The 16,346-nt window shown below is 42.4% G+C and carries 18 protein-coding genes; 17 read left to right on the forward strand and 1 reads right to left on the reverse strand.

Annotated elements, in window-relative coordinates:
• Positions 1-17 precede the first annotated feature (17 nt).
• From trmD to pgeF, 7 genes are all read left to right on the forward strand, one after another.
• Positions 18-764 carry a tRNA (guanosine(37)-N1)-methyltransferase TrmD gene (gene trmD, locus OW255_RS10435; protein ID WP_268116545.1) on the forward strand — a complete coding sequence of 249 codons (747 nt, stop codon included), beginning with the start codon at positions 18-20 and terminating at the stop codon, positions 762-764.
• A gap of 141 nt (positions 765-905) precedes the next feature.
• Entirely contained in the window at positions 906-1,253 is a 348-nt protein-coding gene (rplS, locus tag OW255_RS10440) for a 50S ribosomal protein L19 (protein ID WP_024835973.1), read from the forward strand.
• Positions 1,254-1,316: 63 nt separating this feature from the next.
• A complete protein-coding gene (gene lepB / locus OW255_RS10445; protein WP_024835972.1) occupies positions 1,317-1,868 on the forward strand; it encodes a signal peptidase I in 552 nt (183 codons plus the stop codon).
• A 9-nt stretch (positions 1,869-1,877) separates the two neighbouring features.
• On the forward strand, positions 1,878-2,729 hold the full coding sequence (ylqF, locus tag OW255_RS10450) for a ribosome biogenesis GTPase YlqF (protein WP_024835971.1): 852 nt from the start codon (positions 1,878-1,880) through the stop codon (positions 2,727-2,729).
• 60 nt (positions 2,730-2,789) lie between these two features.
• Positions 2,790-3,431, forward strand: coding sequence for a ribonuclease HII (locus OW255_RS10455; protein WP_024835970.1), 642 nt, complete (start codon positions 2,790-2,792; stop codon positions 3,429-3,431).
• Positions 3,432-3,448: 17 nt separating this feature from the next.
• Positions 3,449-3,793, forward strand: a complete 345-nt coding sequence (locus OW255_RS10460; protein WP_268116546.1) for a YraN family protein — start codon at positions 3,449-3,451, stop codon at positions 3,791-3,793.
• Positions 3,794-3,806: 13 nt separating this feature from the next.
• Positions 3,807-4,661 (forward strand): peptidoglycan editing factor PgeF, encoded by an 855-nt coding sequence (gene pgeF, locus OW255_RS10465; RefSeq protein WP_268116547.1) that lies wholly within the window; start codon positions 3,807-3,809, stop codon positions 4,659-4,661.
• A gap of 89 nt (positions 4,662-4,750) precedes the next feature.
• Here pgeF and OW255_RS10470 read toward each other — a convergent pair whose 3' ends face one another.
• Complete coding sequence (locus OW255_RS10470) at positions 4,751-5,929, reverse strand: ribose-phosphate pyrophosphokinase (protein WP_024835967.1); 1,179 nt, start codon at positions 5,927-5,929, stop codon at positions 4,751-4,753.
• A gap of 201 nt (positions 5,930-6,130) precedes the next feature.
• Here OW255_RS10470 and OW255_RS10475 point away from each other — a divergent pair, with 201 nt between their 5' ends.
• From OW255_RS10475 to OW255_RS10520, 10 genes are all read left to right on the forward strand, one after another.
• Positions 6,131-7,498 (forward strand): DUF512 domain-containing protein, encoded by a 1,368-nt coding sequence (locus OW255_RS10475; protein WP_268116548.1) that lies wholly within the window; start codon positions 6,131-6,133, stop codon positions 7,496-7,498.
• Complete coding sequence (gene der, locus OW255_RS10480) at positions 7,491-8,819, forward strand: ribosome biogenesis GTPase Der (protein ID WP_024835965.1); 1,329 nt, start codon at positions 7,491-7,493, stop codon at positions 8,817-8,819. Before OW255_RS10475 ends, der begins: the two co-directional genes overlap by 8 nt.
• Position 8,820: 1 nt before the next feature.
• On the forward strand, positions 8,821-9,462 hold the full coding sequence (plsY, locus tag OW255_RS10485) for a glycerol-3-phosphate 1-O-acyltransferase PlsY (protein WP_024835964.1): 642 nt from the start codon (positions 8,821-8,823) through the stop codon (positions 9,460-9,462).
• A gap of 15 nt (positions 9,463-9,477) precedes the next feature.
• Positions 9,478-10,488, forward strand: a complete 1,011-nt coding sequence (locus tag OW255_RS10490) for an NAD(P)H-dependent glycerol-3-phosphate dehydrogenase (RefSeq protein WP_024835963.1) — start codon at positions 9,478-9,480, stop codon at positions 10,486-10,488.
• 132 nt (positions 10,489-10,620) lie between these two features.
• Entirely contained in the window at positions 10,621-11,844 is a 1,224-nt protein-coding gene (locus OW255_RS10495) for an ABC transporter substrate-binding protein (protein ID WP_024835962.1), read from the forward strand.
• Positions 11,845-11,944: 100 nt separating this feature from the next.
• Entirely contained in the window at positions 11,945-12,826 is an 882-nt protein-coding gene (locus OW255_RS10500) for a branched-chain amino acid ABC transporter permease (RefSeq protein ID WP_024835961.1), read from the forward strand.
• Positions 12,827-12,835: 9 nt separating this feature from the next.
• Entirely contained in the window at positions 12,836-13,912 is a 1,077-nt protein-coding gene (locus OW255_RS10505) for a branched-chain amino acid ABC transporter permease (RefSeq protein WP_268116549.1), read from the forward strand.
• A 2-nt stretch (positions 13,913-13,914) separates the two neighbouring features.
• Positions 13,915-14,673, forward strand: coding sequence for an ABC transporter ATP-binding protein (locus OW255_RS10510; protein WP_024835959.1), 759 nt, complete (start codon positions 13,915-13,917; stop codon positions 14,671-14,673).
• A 13-nt stretch (positions 14,674-14,686) separates the two neighbouring features.
• Positions 14,687-15,397 carry an ABC transporter ATP-binding protein gene (locus tag OW255_RS10515; RefSeq protein WP_024835958.1) on the forward strand — a complete coding sequence of 237 codons (711 nt, stop codon included), beginning with the start codon at positions 14,687-14,689 and terminating at the stop codon, positions 15,395-15,397.
• A gap of 165 nt (positions 15,398-15,562) precedes the next feature.
• On the forward strand, positions 15,563-16,345 hold the full coding sequence (locus OW255_RS10520) for an ABC transporter permease (protein ID WP_268116550.1): 783 nt from the start codon (positions 15,563-15,565) through the stop codon (positions 16,343-16,345).
• Position 16,346 lies beyond the last annotated feature (1 nt).

Here is a 16,346-nt window from a genome sequence, read left to right on the forward strand (position 1 = left end):
GCAGAGGAGTAAAGCAAATGAATTATCATATATTGACCCTGTTTCCGGAAATGGTCTTAAATGGACTTCATACCAGCATCATCGGCAGAGCAGCTGAAAAAGGGCTGCTTTCCATAGAGGCCATTGATATCCGGGAATATTCTACGGACAAGCATCGCCATGTGGATGATTACCCTTACGGCGGCGGAGCAGGAATGGTCATGCAGCCCATGCCCATCTGTGACGCTTATGATGATCTGTGCGAAAAAATCGGTAAAAAACCCCGCGTCATCTATATGACTCCCCAGGGGAAAGTTTTTAACCAGAAGATTGCACAAGAGCTGGCGAAGGAAGAGGATCTTGTTTTTCTATGCGGCCATTATGAAGGCATCGATGAAAGAGCTCTGGAACTGATTGCTACGGATTATTTGTCCATTGGAGACTACGTGCTCACTGGTGGGGAGCTGCCTGCCATGGTTATGATTGATTGTATCTCCCGCCTGATTCCTGGAGTATTAAATAACGATACCTCAGCAGAATTTGAATCCTTTCACGATAACCTGTTAGAGTATCCCCAGTATACCCGCCCGGAAGAGTATAAGGGCTTAAAGGTTCCAGAGGTTCTTTTGTCCGGTCACCATAAGAATATTGATGCCTGGAGAAGAGAACAATCCATCAAGCGGACCTTAGAGCGCAGACCTGATCTTTTGGAGGGGGCAGTCCTCTCAAAAAAAGAAGCAGAATATTTGAAAAACCTTGAAAATGAGCGGGAAAACCGGGTATAATTTAAGAAAGAAAGGACTTGCAATCCCTAGTCCTTTATGATAAAATACAAAATGTTGTGATGAAAAGGAGATGTTCCTCTGTTACGGATTTTTCGTATGAAGTATTAAGAACATCAAATAAAAATCAAGGAGGTTCACACAATGAACGAAATTATTAAGAATATCGAAGCAGCACAGTTAAAGCAGACCGTACCGGTTTTCCACGTTGGAGATACTGTTAAAGTATTTAACAAGATCAAAGAGGGAAGCCGTGAAAGAATCCAGATTTTCGAAGGAACCGTTATTAAGAGACAGAACGGCGGCGCCAGAGAAACATTTACCGTAAGAAAGAATTCTAACGGTATCGGCGTTGAGAAGACCTGGCCATTACATTCCCCTTCTGTAGACAACATTGAAGTTGTAAGAAAGGGTAAAGTAAGAAGAGCTAAACTGAACTACTTAAGAGACAGAATCGGTAAAGCTGCTAAGGTTAAAGAATTAGTTAAATAATTCCGGAACAGGCGAGGGGGACAATGCAAATTGTCCCTTTCTTTAGTAGATGGGGTGTTTGGTATGGAATTTTATCACAGTGATGACAATAATAAGCTCCGTCATGTAATCAACTGGATTGTTGATATTGTTGTAGTAATCGCGTTTGCATGGTTTCTGGTTTATTCTTTGGGAACACAGATTGTAATTGCAGGGCATTCCATGTATCCCCTTCTTTCTTCAGATGATGTGGTGTTGATGGACCGTCTTGCTTATGATTTTGGACATCCCGGCAGATTTGATGTGGTGGTGTTTCAAAGAGAAGACCGCAAGATGAATGTAAAACGAGTCATAGGATTGCCGGGTGAAACCGTGCAGATTAAAAATGAAGAGATCTACATTGATGGTGAGAAATTAAAACAACCGGCAGGTCTTGGCCGGGTATCTTTAGCTGGACTGGCGGAAAAACCAGTAAAGCTGGGAGAAGAAGAATACTTTCTGCTGGGAGATAACAGAGACAGCAGTGAGGACAGCCGATTTGCTAATATCGGTAATGTAAGCAGCAGTCAGATTCAGGGTAAGGTCTGGTTTCGTATGCTGCCGTTGGTAAAGATGGAATTAATTCGTTCGAAATAGAGGAATGTTATGAATATACAATGGTATCCAGGTCATATGACCAAAGCCAAAAGGGCTATGAAAGAAGACATCAAATTAATCGATCTGATTATTGAGCTTGTGGACGCGAGGGTTCCCCTAAGCAGCAGAAATCCGGATATCGATGATTTGGGAGCTGGAAAGGCACGTATGGTTCTGCTTAATAAGTCAGATCTTGCAGATGAACGCTATAACAATGCATGGACAGAATATTTTGAGGCTCAGGGTTTTCATGTGGTTAAGGTCAACTCAAAGAGCGGCTCAGGTCTTAAGCAGATTAATGGTGTGGTTCAGGAAGCTTGTAAGGAAAAGATAGAAAGAGACCGAAGAAGGGGAATTTTAAACCGGCCGGTACGTGCCATGGTTGTAGGAATTCCCAACGTAGGTAAATCTACCTTTATCAATTCCTTTGCAGGAAAAGCTTGTGCAAAAACAGGGAATAAACCGGGAGTCACCAAAGGCAACCAGTGGATCCGTTTGAATAAGAGTCTGGAGCTTCTTGATACTCCTGGAATCTTATGGCCAAGGTTTGAGGATCAGCAGGTGGGAATCCGTCTTGCTCTTATTGGATCAATTAATGACCAGATCTTAAATAAAGACGAACTTGCCATAGAACTGATCCGTTTCTTAAAACGGGATTATCCCAATGTTCTTAAGGAACGGTTTGGAATAGAAACAGAAGATGAGTATCAGATACTGAAAGAGGTGGCGAAAGCCAGAGCCTGCCTTCAAAAGGGTGGGGAATACGACTTGATCAAAGCCTCCAATATATTGATTGACGATTATAGAAACGGAAAGCTTGGACGCATGACCTTGGAATTTCCTATAAAAACAGCAGAGTAAAATGCGGGCGGCTCTTTTTGGGCGGCCCTGTTTTTCCATTAAAAAGGCGGAGCAAAGAGAATGAGAAAATTAACAGAAGAAAAACTCTTAGCGGAACAGGAACGCTTAGAGAAGATGAAAGAGTATGAATATGCATACGAAGACCATGTGCTGGTTTGTGGCATTGATGAAGTAGGCAGAGGCCCTCTCGCAGGTCCTGTTGTGGCAGGAGCTGTAATACTGCCAAGAGATTGTCAGATCCTATACTTAAACGATTCCAAGAAGCTCTCAGAAAAGAAGAGAGAAGCTCTGTTTTTGGAAATCAAAGAAAAGGCCGTGGCTTACGCCGTTGGAGTCATTGGTGCAGAAAAGGTTGATGAAATCAATATTTTACAGGCGACCTATGAAGCTATGAGGCTGGCAGTCAGTAAGCTTGGAACTCAGCCTCAGGTGCTTCTAAATGATGCTGTTACCATTCCGGGCCTAACCATGGAACAGGTTCCCATTATAAAAGGAGATGCAAAGAGCGTATCCATAGCAGCCGCCAGTGTCTTAGCAAAGGTGACAAGAGATCATATGATGGAAGAGTATGATACCTTATTCCCTCAATATGGCTTTGCAAAGCACAAAGGGTATGGCACTGCGGCTCATATCAGTGCACTGAAAGAATATGGTCCCTGCCCCATTCACCGCCGCAGTTTCATTAAAAACTTTACAGATTAGGGAGAGGCCATAGTCCATTGAAAAGTAACAGAGAAATCGGAACTGAATATGAAGCAGTCGCAGCCGCCTATCTTCAAAAAACCGGCTATGATATACTGATACATAATTATAAAAATAAAATGGGAGAAATTGATCTCATAGCAAAGGAAGGGAGCCAGCTGGTATTCATTGAAGTGAAATACCGGAAGAATCTTTCAAAGGGTGATCCGGCGGAAGCGGTTGATGGAAGAAAGCAGCTGCGAATCAGAAACGCTGCCAGAGGCTACTTGTATTTTAACCGCTACGGAGAGGACACATCCTGCAGATTTGATGTGGTAACCATATTAGGCGAGGAGATCCGTCTCATTAAAGATGCATTTTAATGGAGGAAAATAGATGAAAGCTATGTGGAAACGTGCAGGAGAAGGAAGCTATTTAAGTTATAAGGTCTCAGAAGGGGTTCCTTACTTTTCATTCCCCATACTGGAAGACACAGGTCTTGTAAAACAGGGATTTTCCACGAAAATGGGAGGGGTCAGTGAAGGCAAGTACGCGACCATGAATTTCACCTATACCAGAGGTGATAATCCAGAGCATGTGACTGAAAACTACAGACGGATGGCTAAGGCTCTTTCCGTTGATGTGGAAAAGATGGTGTTATCCTATCAGACCCATACCACCAATGTAAGGCTTGTAACGGAAGCTGACGCTGGGAAAGGCATTTTCAAAGAAAGAGAATACACGGATGTGGACGGGTTAATCACCAATGTTAAAGGAATTACCCTTGTTACCTTTTATGCGGACTGTGTACCCTTATACTTCTTAGACCCGGTTCACAAGGCAATCGGTTTAAGCCACTCAGGCTGGAGAGGGACCGTAAAAAGAATGGGGGAAGTGACGGTAAAAAGGATGGGGGAAGCCTTTGGTACCAGACCAGAGGATGCTATCGCATGCATCGGTCCCAGTATTTGTAAAGACTGCTACGAAGTGGGAGAAGAAGTGATCCTTGAGTTTCAAAAGGGATTTGACCAGAAATACTGGGAAGATCTATACACCCCGAAAGATAACGGCAAATACTGGCTGGATCTGTGGAAAGCCAACGAAATTATACTTTTGGAAGCTGGAATCAGGAGAGAACATTTGGGAGTTACAGACATCTGCACTCATTGTAACTCAGATTATTTGTTTTCTCACCGGACTACAGGCAATGATAGGGGCAATTTGGCTGCATTCCTTTCTCTGTCAGAGTGAATAAGTATATAAAGGCCAACAAAACAAAAAACTGGCTGCAGCGCTGGCAGGATATCCTCGTCCAGTGTTGCAGCCGGTTTTAAATTAAGCTATGCTTTATATTTTTTCAACAGATTCTGAATTTTTTCAGTGGAGCTTAAAGCTGTGCTGATTGGAACATCGTGATTTAAGGAGTTGACAATCGCAGCCATATACTTACTGATATCAGCTTCCACATACCATTCACGGTCTAACAGCTCAGCCGGACGATAGTTTAAGTTGGTGGTCACAACCCGGTCGATATAGCCCTTGCTGTAGTAATCATCAAACTTTTCCAGGCCATTGGTAAAGAGTCCAAAGGTACAGCAAACGATGACTTTATCTGCTTTACGCTCTTTTAACTCTTTTGCTGTATCCAGCATACTTTCACCGGATGAAATCATATCATCAACGATCAGCACGGTTTTTCCTTCTACGGAAGCACCTAAGAATTCATGAGCAACAATCGGGTTACGTCCGCCTACTACTTTAGAGTAATCTCTTCTCTTATAGAACATACCCATATCAACACTTAAGTTGTTGGCAAGATAAACGGCACGATCCATAGCACCTTCATCAGGGCTTATAACCATCATGTTCTCTTTGTCAATCTTAAGATCCGGATACTGCTTTAATACTGCCTTGATAAACTGATACGTAGGCATGAAATTGTCAAATCCGCTTAATGGAATCGCGTTTTGAACTCTTGGATCATGAGCATCAAAGGTGATAATATTGCTGACTCCCATGTGTACAAGTTCTTCCAAAGCCATGGCACAGTCTAAAGATTCTCTTTTGGTTCTTTTGTGCTGGCGGCTCTCATAAAGGAAGGGCATGATTACGCTGACTCTGTGTGCTGTTGCGCAGGATGCTCCCAGAATTCGCTTTAAATCCTGAAAATGATCATCTGGTGACATGTGGTTGATATAACCATTGACTGTATAGGGTATACTATAATTTGTTACATCTACCATAGCAAAAACATCCGTTCCACGAACAGATTCTTTGATAATTCCTTTCGCTTCTCCGCTTCCAAAGCGTGGACATTCGCAGTCAAGAAGATAGGAATTTACATCGTATCCGCGGTAGTGAAGATCAGCCTCACGACGCTTTAATTCTTCGATGTCGTTTCTGCGGAAACCTACAATGTGGTCGTTTACTTTTTCAGCCAGTTCCCGGCAGCTTTCCAGTGCCGCAAGTTTTAAGGGCGCAACAGGCAGTTGGTCTTTAAATACATAATCATTTGCCATGATAAAGAATTCCTCCATAATGAATGAACAGCCAGCTTTTTATCTGCCTGTTTCTTATCTTACCCCTTTTATACCATTGATAGACAGAATGCGTCAATAGGAATTGTTGTATTTTAGTGAAAAAAACAAAAAACGCTTCCTTTACAAAGAGAGACAATCTTGTTATGATATATTAGTATAGCACTAGAAAGGGAAACAAATATGAGCAAAAGAGGACATATTATTAAAAAAGTCGATCCGGATTCCATCGCAGATCAGCTGGAATTAGTTCCTGGAGATGCCGTGATTTCAATAGACGGCAAGGAACTGGAAGACATTTTTGACTATGAATATTATATAAATAATGAATCCATTCTTATGGTTGTCAGAAAAGAAAACGGGGAAGAATGGGAACTTGAAATAGAAAATCAATATGAGGATCTTGGAATCACATTTGAAAATGGCTTGATGAGTGAATATCGAACTTGCCGAAATAACTGTATTTTCTGTTTTATTGATCAAATGCCTCCTGGTATGAGAGAAACACTATACTTTAAGGATGACGATTCCAGACTGTCATTTCTTCAGGGAAATTATGTGACCCTTACCAATATGAGCGAGAAGGATATCAACAGAATTATTGAGTTTAAACTGGCTCCTATTAATATATCGGTTCATACCACCAATCCTGTTTTACGCTGCAAGATGCTTCACAACCGTTTTGCAGGAGAAGCTCTTTCAAAAATCAAGCAGCTTTACGATGCCGAGATTCCAATGAATGGGCAGATTGTTCTATGTAAAGGAGTCAATGACGGAGAAGAGCTTGAGAGGACGATTAAGGACTTATCAGAGTACCTTCCCCATATGAAGAGCGTATCCATCGTCCCTGTTGGTGTATCCAAATTCCGTGACGGCTTATATCCCTTGGAACCATTAAACAGCCATGATGCAAGTAAGGTAATCGATACCGTAGAGAAGTGGCAAAAGAAGCTTTTTAAAGCTCACGGCAGCCACTTTATCCATGTCAGTGATGAGTTTTATATTTTGGCGGGACGTTCCATGCCGGAAGAAGAACGATACGACGGTTACGTTCAGCTGGAAAATGGTGTGGGAATGACCAGGCTTTTGGAGGAAGAGGTCACAGAAGCCTTAAATAAGCTGGAACAGGATAATATGGAAGAAGAGGTTGCTATTGCCACAGGAAAACTGGCTGCCCCGTATATAGAAGATCATGCAAAAAAAATCATGGAGAAATTTCCAGGAAGAAAGGTTCATGTATACACCATTACCAATGTTTTTTTCGGAGAGCAGATTACAGTGGCAGGTCTGATTACCGGCCAGGACTTAATCAGTCAATTAAAGGATAAAAACCTTGGAAGCAGACTTCTGCTTCCGGAATGTATGTTCCGCAGCGGAGAAGAAGTATTTCTCGATGACCTGACACGGACCGATGTACAAAAAGCTTTACAAGTACAGGTAGATATTGTAAAATCAAGCGGTCAGGATTTAGTACAGGCTGTTTTGGGGCCGGTAAAAGAGAACGAAGCTTCTTATGACGGATACGAATTAAAGGAGATATTATATGAGTAAACCAATCGTTGCCATCGTAGGCCGACCGAATGTAGGGAAGTCTACGCTGTTTAATGTTTTAGCTGGCGATACCATTTCTATTGTAAAAGATACGCCAGGGGTCACCAGAGACAGAATCTATGCGGACTGTAGCTGGCTGGACCGAAATTTCACCCTGATCGATACCGGCGGTATTGAACCGGACAGCAAGGATATCATTCTGTCCCAGATGCGGGAACAGGCGGAGATTGCCATTGCTACTGCTGATGTAATTGTATTTATTGTGGATGTACGCCAGGGTCTTGTGGATTCCGACTCAAAGGTTGCAGACATGCTTAGAAAATCAAAAAAACCAGTGATTCTTGCAGTTAATAAGGTAGACAGCTTCCAGAAGTTCGGCAATGATGTCTATGAATTCTACAATCTGGGAATGGGTGATCCGGTTCCAGTATCCGCAGCCTCAAGACTTGGTCTGGGTGAGCTTTTAGATGAAATCATCAAGCATTTTGGTGAGGCAGAAGAGGGCGAGGATGAGGATGACCGTCCAAGAATTGCTATCGTTGGGAAACCTAACGTAGGTAAATCTTCTATTATAAATCAGCTTCTGGGAGAAAACCGTGTTATTGTTTCCAATATTGCCGGTACCACCAGAGATGCTGTGGATACGGAAATCGTTCACAATGGAACAGAATATGTGTTTATTGATACAGCCGGCCTAAGACGTAAGAGCAAGATTAAAGAGGAACTGGAACGTTATAGCATTATCCGTACCGTAACGGCCGTAGAGCGTGCTGACGTGGTGGTCGTGGTAATTGATGCGGAGGAAGGCGTTACCGAGCAGGATGCCAAGATTGCAGGCATTGCCCATGACCGGGGAAAAGGTATTATTGTGGCTGTGAATAAATGGGATGCCATTGAAAAACATGACAAGACCATTTACGAATATACCAACAATATTAAAAACACCCTTTCCTTTATGCCTTATGCAGAATTCGCTTTTATCTCTGCAAAGACAGGGCAGAGAATGAATAAACTTTTTGAACTGATTGATATGGTTCGTGAGAACCAGACTCTCAGGGTCGCTACAGGCGTGTTAAATGAAATTATGACTGAGGCAGTAGCTCTTCAGCAGCCGCCGTCTGACAAAGGAAAGAGACTTAGACTATATTATATCACCCAGGTTGCTGTTAAGCCGCCGACCTTTGTAATCTTTGTCAATGACAAGGAACTGACCCATTTCTCTTATACAAGATATATTGAAAATAGGATTCGGGAATCCTTTGGTTTTAAAGGAACATCCCTTAAAATTATTTATAGAGAAAGAAGCGGAAAGGATCAATAGTATGGAAAGAATTATCTGTCTTTTGGCTGGTTATTTATTTGGTTTAATACAGACCGGTTATCTTTACGGTAAAGCACATAAGATTGATATCCGTAACCATGGAAGTGGAAACTCCGGTACTACCAATGCCTTACGGGTCATGGGGGCAAAGGCAGGAGCAGTGGTGTTTTTTGGAGATTTCTTAAAATCCCTGCTCCCCTGCCTCCTGGTCCGGGTGATCTTTAAAGACAAACCAGAGATGGTGTATTTACTGATGATGTATACAGGCTTAGGAGTTATTTTGGGCCATAACTATCCCTTTTATTTGAAATTTAAAGGGGGAAAGGGCATTGCGGCTACCGCTGGCTTAATTGTAGCTACCGATTTACGTATGACGCTTTTATGCTTCGTAGCCTTTTTGTCTATCGTAATCATTACCAGATACGTTTCCTTAGGCTCTCTTGTAGTGGCGGTCATACTGTTTACCTGGCTGGCTGCTTTTGCCACTTTAGGTGCTTATGGAATTGATCAGGGGCTGCTTTTCGAGTTCTACATAATAACAGCTTTGATCAGCGGATTGGCGTTTTGGCGTCATCGGGCAAATATTGGACGTCTTGTCCGTGGTACAGAGAATAAAATCTCCCTAAACTTTGGAAAAAAATAAAATGAGGTGTAGGAAATGGCAAAAATTGGAATAATCGGATCGGGAAGCTGGGGTATTGCTTTGGCATCTCTTCTATATAATAATAAGCATGAGGTGACGGTTTGGTCGGCACTTCCAGAAGAGATTGTTGAGATGAAAACGACGAGGAGACATCATACTCTTCCAGAGCTGGTACTTCCAGAGGATATGGCCTTTACAGAAGACCTTGAAGAAGCCATGACTGGACGGGACATTCTGGTTACTGCGGTTCCTTCTATTTATGTCCGTTCCACAGCAAAAAAGATGAATCCGTACTGTCGGTATGGCCAGGTAGTTGTCAATGTTGCAAAAGGCATTGAAGAATCCACGCTTATGACCCTTTCAGAAATATTGGAAGAAGAGCTTCCCATGGCAGATGTGGCAGTCTTATCTGGCCCAAGCCATGCCGAAGAGGTGAGCAGAGGATTACCAACCACTTGTGTGGCAGGTGCCCGTACCAGAAAGACAGCAGAATACATTCAGGGAATTTTTATGCATGAAGTGTTCCGGGTCTATACAAGCCCGGATATCCATGGAATAGAAATAGGCGGTTCTTTAAAAAATGTCATTGCACTTGCAGCCGGAATCGCTGACGGACTTGGCTATGGAGATAATACGAAAGCAGCTCTCATTACAAGAGGCATTACTGAGATCTCCAGACTTGGCACTTCCATGGGCGGTAAGTTCCAGACCTTCTGCGGACTTTCCGGCATCGGTGACCTGATTGTTACCTGTGCCAGCATGCACAGCAGAAACAGAAGAGCCGGTATTTTAATCGGTCAGGGAAAAACCATGGAAGAGGCAACAAAGGAAGTCAAGATGGTGGTAGAAGGTATTTACTCTGCCAAAGCTGCGCTTGCTCTCTCTGAAAAATACGAAGTTTCCATGCCTATTGTGGAACAGGTAAATGAAGTTTTATTTAACAATAAATCTGCTTCTGATGCGGTGAAAGATCTTATGCTTCGTGATAAGACAATCGAAAGTTCCGACCTCCCGTGGGAAGATTAATGGATACTGATTTTTTTTATATTTAAAATAAAAGCAGTTGACATTTTTTTAAAGCCATTTTATTATAAAGACTATGTATATATAGTCAGAGGAACTGTATATATCAAATCATTTCATGAGGAGGAATGGATTATGAAAAAATCTATGAAGAAGTTATTGAGCGTTACTATGGCTGTTGCCATGGCCGCCTCATTGACTGCTTGTGGTGGACAATCTTCTGGTTCAGGTACTACTGGTGCAGATACTAAAACATCAGATGGCGCAAAGACAGAAGCACCAAAAGCATCTGGCGAAGGCACCATTAAGATTGGTGGCATCGGACCGATTACAGGGAGCACTGCAATTTATGGACAGGCTGTTATGAACGGTGCTGAACTTGCAATTAACGAGATTAATGCAAACGGTGGTATCGGCGGCGCTCAGATCGAGTATAATTTCCAGGATGATGAGGGAGATACAGAGAAAGCTGTAAATGCTTACAATACCTTAAAAGACTGGGGAATGCAGGTATTAATGGGAACTGTTACATCTGCTCCTTGTATCGCTGTAGGCGCAGAGTCAAGCAATGACAATATGTTCCAGTTAACTCCATCCGGATCTGCTGTGGATTGTACAAAGTTCGAGAATCAGTTCCGTGTATGCTTCTCAGACCCAAACCAAGGTTCCGCTTCAGCGCAGTACATCGGTGAAAACAAGCTGGCAACCAAAGTAGCAGTTATCTATGACAGCTCTGATGTTTATTCCACTGGTATTCATGATAAGTTCATTTCCGAAGCAGGAAACCAGGGACTTGAGATCGTAGCAGATGAAGCTTTTACTGCTGATAACAACACTAACTTCTCCGTACAGCTTCAGAAGGCACAGGATTCCGGTGCTGAGCTGGTATTCCTTCCAATTTACTATTCTCAGGCAGCTTTGATCCTTGCACAGGCAAAGCAGATGGGCTTTGAAACATCATTCTTTGGATGTGACGGTCTTGACGGTCTTTTAACTGTAGAGAATTTCGACAAAACTCTTGCAGAGAATGTAATGCTTCTGACACCATTCGCAGCTGACGCTAAGGATGAGTTAACTCAGAAGTTTGTAGCTTCCTACAAGGAGAAATACAAAGAAACACCAAACCAGTTTGCTGCCGATGCCTATGATGCAATTTATGCAATCAAGGCTGCTTCTGAAAAAGCAGGCGTGACAGCTGATATGGACGCTTCTGCCATCTGTGATGGATTAAAGAAAGCCATGACTGAAATCACAATCAACGGTTTAACCGGAGAGAACATGAAATGGACTGCTGACGGTGAGCCTGATAAAGCTCCTAAGGCTGTTAAGATTGTAAATGGTGTTTATAACGCAATGTAATTTGGAAACAAATATCATTTGGTAAATGACCCAATGGAGGGTCGTCCAAGGGACGACCCTCTTATTTTAAAATAAACAACGAATGAGGTGCGTTGGTATGATGAGTTTCATATCCTATTTTATTAATGGTTTAAGCCTGGGCAGTGTCTATGCGATTATTGCTTTAGGATATACCATGGTATATGGCATTGCCAAGATGCTTAACTTTGCTCATGGCGATGTAATTATGATTGGAGGATACGTGGTGTTCACAGTCGTCAGCACAATGGGCTTAGGTCCTGTTGCAGGCGTACTCCTTGCGGTTATCTTATGTACTGTTTTAGGCGTGGTCATTGAGGGCGTCGCTTACCGCCCTTTGCGTATGGCAAGTCCTCTTGCAGTTCTGATTACAGCAATCGGTGTGAGCTACCTGCTTCAAAACATCGCACTGCTTGTTTTCGGATCCAATCCCAAGTCTTTTACTTCCGTAGTAACAATTCCTGCGCTTAAATTAGCAGGCGGAAAATTAACGATTTCCGGCGAAACCATAGTTACCATTATCAGCTGTGTCATTATAATGATCTGCCTGACTACTTTTATTAAAAAGACAAAAGCAGGACAGGCGATGTTGGCAGTGTCAGAAGATAAGGGAGCTGCCCAGTTAATGGGTATTAACGTAGATGGTACCGTTGCTCTTACCTTTGCCATTGGTTCTGCTTTGGCAGCGATTGCAGGAGCACTGTTATGTTCTGCATACCCAACCCTTACTCCATATACCGGTTCCATGCCTGGAATTAAGGCATTCGTAGCTGCGGTATTTGGAGGAATCGGTTCTATCCCGGGGGCACTTATCGGCGGACTTTTGCTGGGTATCATTGAGAATTTAAGCAAGGCTTATATTTCATCCCAGTTGTCTGATGCCATCGTATTTGGAGTTTTAATTGTTGTTCTTCTTGTGAAACCAACCGGTATCTTAGGCAAGAAGATAAGCGAGAAAGTATAGGTGGGATAAATGGATAAAAGTAATAGAACTAATTTTCGTCTGAGTAAAACATTAAAAAGCAATATCATCACCTATGGATTAGTGATCGTTGCCTTTATCATTGTCCAGATGCTTGTAAACGCTGGGCAGGTAAGCAGTCTTATGAAGGGGCTTTTAGTACCTCTGTGTATTTATACCATACTGGCTATATCCCTGAATCTGACTGTTGGTATTCTCGGAGAGCTGAGTCTTGGACATGCTGGTTTTATGTGCGTTGGTGCATTCTCCAGTGCCATTTTCTCTATTTCCATGTTAGAGACCATCCCAAATGCCGGCTTTCGCTTTTTTCTGGCCATCCTGATTGGTGCAGCCTCAGCTGCAGTGGCTGGAATTATTGTTGGAATCCCGGTGTTAAGACTTCGTGGCGACTACCTGGCTATCGTTACTCTTGCTTTTGGTGAGATTATCAAGAATGTAGTTAACGTTATTTTTATTGGTAAGGACTCCAATGGCTTACATTTTTCCATGAAAAATGCGATGGCACTTAATATGGAAAAAGATGGAAAGATGATTTTGAATGGTGCCCAGGGAATCACTGGAACGCCAAAGAACGCTACGTTCCTGATTGGTGTACTCCTCATTCTGGTCACTCTTTTTATCGTACTGAACTTAATCCATTCCAGATCCGGACGTGCAATCATGTCAGTGCGTGATAACCGGATTGCGGCTGAATCCATTGGTATTAATATAACAAAGTATAAGCTTATGGCATTTACTATCTCTGCTTCCTTAGCAGGTGTGGCAGGAGTGCTTTATTCTCACAATTTATCCTCGCTTACGGCTACACAGAAGAATTTTGGCTACAACCAGTCTATTATGATTCTGGTATTCGTGGTTCTTGGAGGAATTGGTAATATCCGTGGTTCTATGATCGCGGCAGTGATACTGACTCTGCTCCCTGAACTGTTAAGAGGCTTAAATACGTATCGTATGCTGATTTACGCCATCATCCTGATTTTCATGATGATTTTCAACTGGAGTCCTAAGCTTATTGACTTAAGAAAACGTATTTTTCATAAGAGCAGGACAGAAAGAGAGAGGGTGTAACCATGGCTTTGCTTGAAATCAAAAATCTTGGAATCTCCTTCGGTGGCTTGCGTGCCGTAGATAATTTTAGTATTACCATAGAAAAAGGACAGTTATATGGTCTGATCGGCCCCAATGGTGCGGGTAAAACCACCATATTTAATCTGTTGACAGGTGTATATAAACCCAATGCAGGTACCATTCTTCTCGATGGGGAAAACATTACCGGCAAAAAAACAATGGAGATCAATAATGCTGGAATCGCAAGAACGTTCCAGAACATCCGTTTGTTTAAAGAATTGACCGTACTGGATAACGTGAAGACGGGACTTCATAACCGCCATTCTTATTCTACATTAACTGGCATCCTTCGACTGCCAAAGTATTACAAAGTGGAAAAGGAAATGGATGAAAAGGCAATTGAGCTTTTAAAGGTATTTGACTTAGATCAGGAAAAAGACATTCTTGCCTCTAATCTGCCTTACGGTAAACAGAGAAAGCTGGAGATTGCAAGGGCTCTTGCCACTGGCCCCAAGCTGTTACTCCTTGACGAACCTGCGGCAGGTATGAATCCCAATGAGACCAAAGAGCTTATGGACACCATCCGGTTTGTGCGTGACAATTTTGATATGACGATTCTGCTGATTGAACACGATATGAAGCTTGTCTCCGGCATCTGCGAGAAGCTGACTGTTTTAAATTTCGGTCAGGTACTTATCCAGGGTGGCACTGCAGATGTATTAAATGACCCTGAAGTCATCAAGGCATATTTGGGCGAATAAGGAGGCTTAAGACATGGCAATACTTGAAGTGAAAAATCTGGAAGTATACTATGGCGTGATCAAAGCGCTGAAAGGTATTTCCTTTGATGTAAACGAAGGAGAGATCGTGGCTTTAATCGGTGCCAATGGTGCGGGAAAAACCACAACTCTTCATACCATAACCGGTCTTTTAAAGTCAGCTTCCGGCAGTATACAATTTGACGGCAATGACATCACCCGTATCAGGGGAGATAAAATCGTTGGAATGGGTATGGCCCATGTACCGGAAGGAAGGCGTGTATTCGCAGCATTAAGTGTATACGAAAACTTAAAGCTGGGTGCTTACACCAGACGGGATAAGAACGAAATAGAAGAAACCCTTCAGATGATCTATAAGCGCTTTCCAAGGCTTTTAGAGAGAAAGAATCAGCCTGCTGGAACCTTAAGCGGCGGTGAACAGCAGATGTTAGCCATGGGACGTGCTCTCATGAGCCATCCTAAGGTCATCGTTCTTGATGAGCCATCCATGGGACTTTCTCCTCTCTATGTAAGTGAGATTTTTGATATCATTCAGGAGATCAATAAATCAGGTACCACTGTATTGCTGGTAGAGCAAAATGCGAAAAAGGCATTGTCCATTGCAAACAGAGCTTACGTGTTGGAAACAGGAGACATTGTATTAAGCGGAGATGCAAAAGAGCTTATGAATAATGATTCTGTGAAAAAGGCTTATCTAAGCGAATAATAGGAACTCAATTTTAGAGTAGATACATTTCACCCTGTATATTGCGGTCAGGCTCATGCCTGAAGTGATATGCAGGGTGTTTTTGTATAAAAATTTGTCCGTATCATCAAGAAATTTTATATCACTTATGATATGATAATTGTTATTACATACAGGGGGGATAAAATGATGTATATGACGCTGATTCAATGCAGCTTTAAACAGCAGATACAATACAAATGGAATCTGTTATTTCACATCATAGGGGATTTTTTAAGAATATACATAAAGGTTTGTATTTGGAAAGCCCTTCTAACGGCAGGAAAGGGCATTGAGAGTGATTTTAAATCTCTGGCAGCTTATACAGTTTTGGCAACTATGGTTATTCTCCTGACAAAATCCAGCGTGGCAGGAGACCTTGCAGATCGTGTCAGGTCTGGAATGATCGCAGTGGACCTCATTCGCCCCATCTCCCTGAAATGGTACTTTTTCTTTCGCCAGATGGGTGGGAACTTGTTTGATTTTTTCTTTGAAGGAGTATTAATTGCTTTCTTATCATGGGTGATCTGGGAGCTTCCATTTCATGGTATCAGCGTAATACTGCCATTTATCCCATGTCTGATGGGTGGGATTGTCATCATGTTTTACATACAGTATATGTTTGGTCTGCTGGTGTTCTGGATGAAAGATGGAACATATACCAATATGATTACTTACGCCCTATTCGTGTTATTTTCAGGAATAGAAATTCCGTTGTGGTTTTATCCCGACTGGCTTCGGACCATAGGAGAGTTTTTACCGTTTCGCTATATTGTCCATGAACCAATTACCATATGGTTAGGCCAGAAAAGTGGAAGAGAAATAGTAATGACTCTTATCGTGCAGGGGTTCTGGCTCCTGGTATTGTATATGGTAGAACGATGTCTGTGGAGTTTTATAAAAAAGAAACTTGAAATTCAGGGAGGGTAAA

It is taken from the genome of Lacrimispora xylanolytica, from assembly GCF_026723765.1.
GTDB classification, from domain to species: Bacteria; Bacillota; Clostridia; order Lachnospirales; family Lachnospiraceae; genus Lacrimispora; species Lacrimispora xylanolytica.

What these genes read in the sequence shown, in the direction of transcription:
- trmD (WP_268116545.1), top strand. Translation starts at nt 18, where the DNA reads ATGAATTATCATATATTGACCCTGTTTCCGGAAATGGTCTTAAATGGA.
- rplS (WP_024835973.1), top strand. Translation starts at nt 906, where the DNA reads ATGAACGAAATTATTAAGAATATCGAAGCAGCACAGTTAAAGCAGACC.
- lepB (WP_024835972.1), top strand. Translation starts at nt 1,317, where the DNA reads ATGGAATTTTATCACAGTGATGACAATAATAAGCTCCGTCATGTAATC.
- ylqF (WP_024835971.1), top strand. Translation starts at nt 1,878, where the DNA reads ATGAATATACAATGGTATCCAGGTCATATGACCAAAGCCAAAAGGGCT.
- OW255_RS10455 (WP_024835970.1), top strand. Translation starts at nt 2,790, where the DNA reads ATGAGAAAATTAACAGAAGAAAAACTCTTAGCGGAACAGGAACGCTTA.
- pgeF (WP_268116547.1), top strand. Translation starts at nt 3,807, where the DNA reads ATGAAAGCTATGTGGAAACGTGCAGGAGAAGGAAGCTATTTAAGTTAT.
- OW255_RS10470 (WP_024835967.1), bottom strand. Translation starts at nt 5,929, where the DNA reads ATGGCAAATGATTATGTATTTAAAGACCAACTGCCTGTTGCGCCCTTA.
- OW255_RS10475 (WP_268116548.1), top strand. Translation starts at nt 6,131, where the DNA reads ATGAGCAAAAGAGGACATATTATTAAAAAAGTCGATCCGGATTCCATC.
- der (WP_024835965.1), top strand. Translation starts at nt 7,491, where the DNA reads ATGAGTAAACCAATCGTTGCCATCGTAGGCCGACCGAATGTAGGGAAG.
- plsY (WP_024835964.1), top strand. Translation starts at nt 8,821, where the DNA reads ATGGAAAGAATTATCTGTCTTTTGGCTGGTTATTTATTTGGTTTAATA.
- OW255_RS10490 (WP_024835963.1), top strand. Translation starts at nt 9,478, where the DNA reads ATGGCAAAAATTGGAATAATCGGATCGGGAAGCTGGGGTATTGCTTTG.
- OW255_RS10495 (WP_024835962.1), top strand. Translation starts at nt 10,621, where the DNA reads ATGAAAAAATCTATGAAGAAGTTATTGAGCGTTACTATGGCTGTTGCC.
- OW255_RS10500 (WP_024835961.1), top strand. Translation starts at nt 11,945, where the DNA reads ATGAGTTTCATATCCTATTTTATTAATGGTTTAAGCCTGGGCAGTGTC.
- OW255_RS10505 (WP_268116549.1), top strand. Translation starts at nt 12,836, where the DNA reads ATGGATAAAAGTAATAGAACTAATTTTCGTCTGAGTAAAACATTAAAA.
- OW255_RS10510 (WP_024835959.1), top strand. Translation starts at nt 13,915, where the DNA reads ATGGCTTTGCTTGAAATCAAAAATCTTGGAATCTCCTTCGGTGGCTTG.
- OW255_RS10515 (WP_024835958.1), top strand. Translation starts at nt 14,687, where the DNA reads ATGGCAATACTTGAAGTGAAAAATCTGGAAGTATACTATGGCGTGATC.
- OW255_RS10520 (WP_268116550.1), top strand. Translation starts at nt 15,563, where the DNA reads ATGATGTATATGACGCTGATTCAATGCAGCTTTAAACAGCAGATACAA.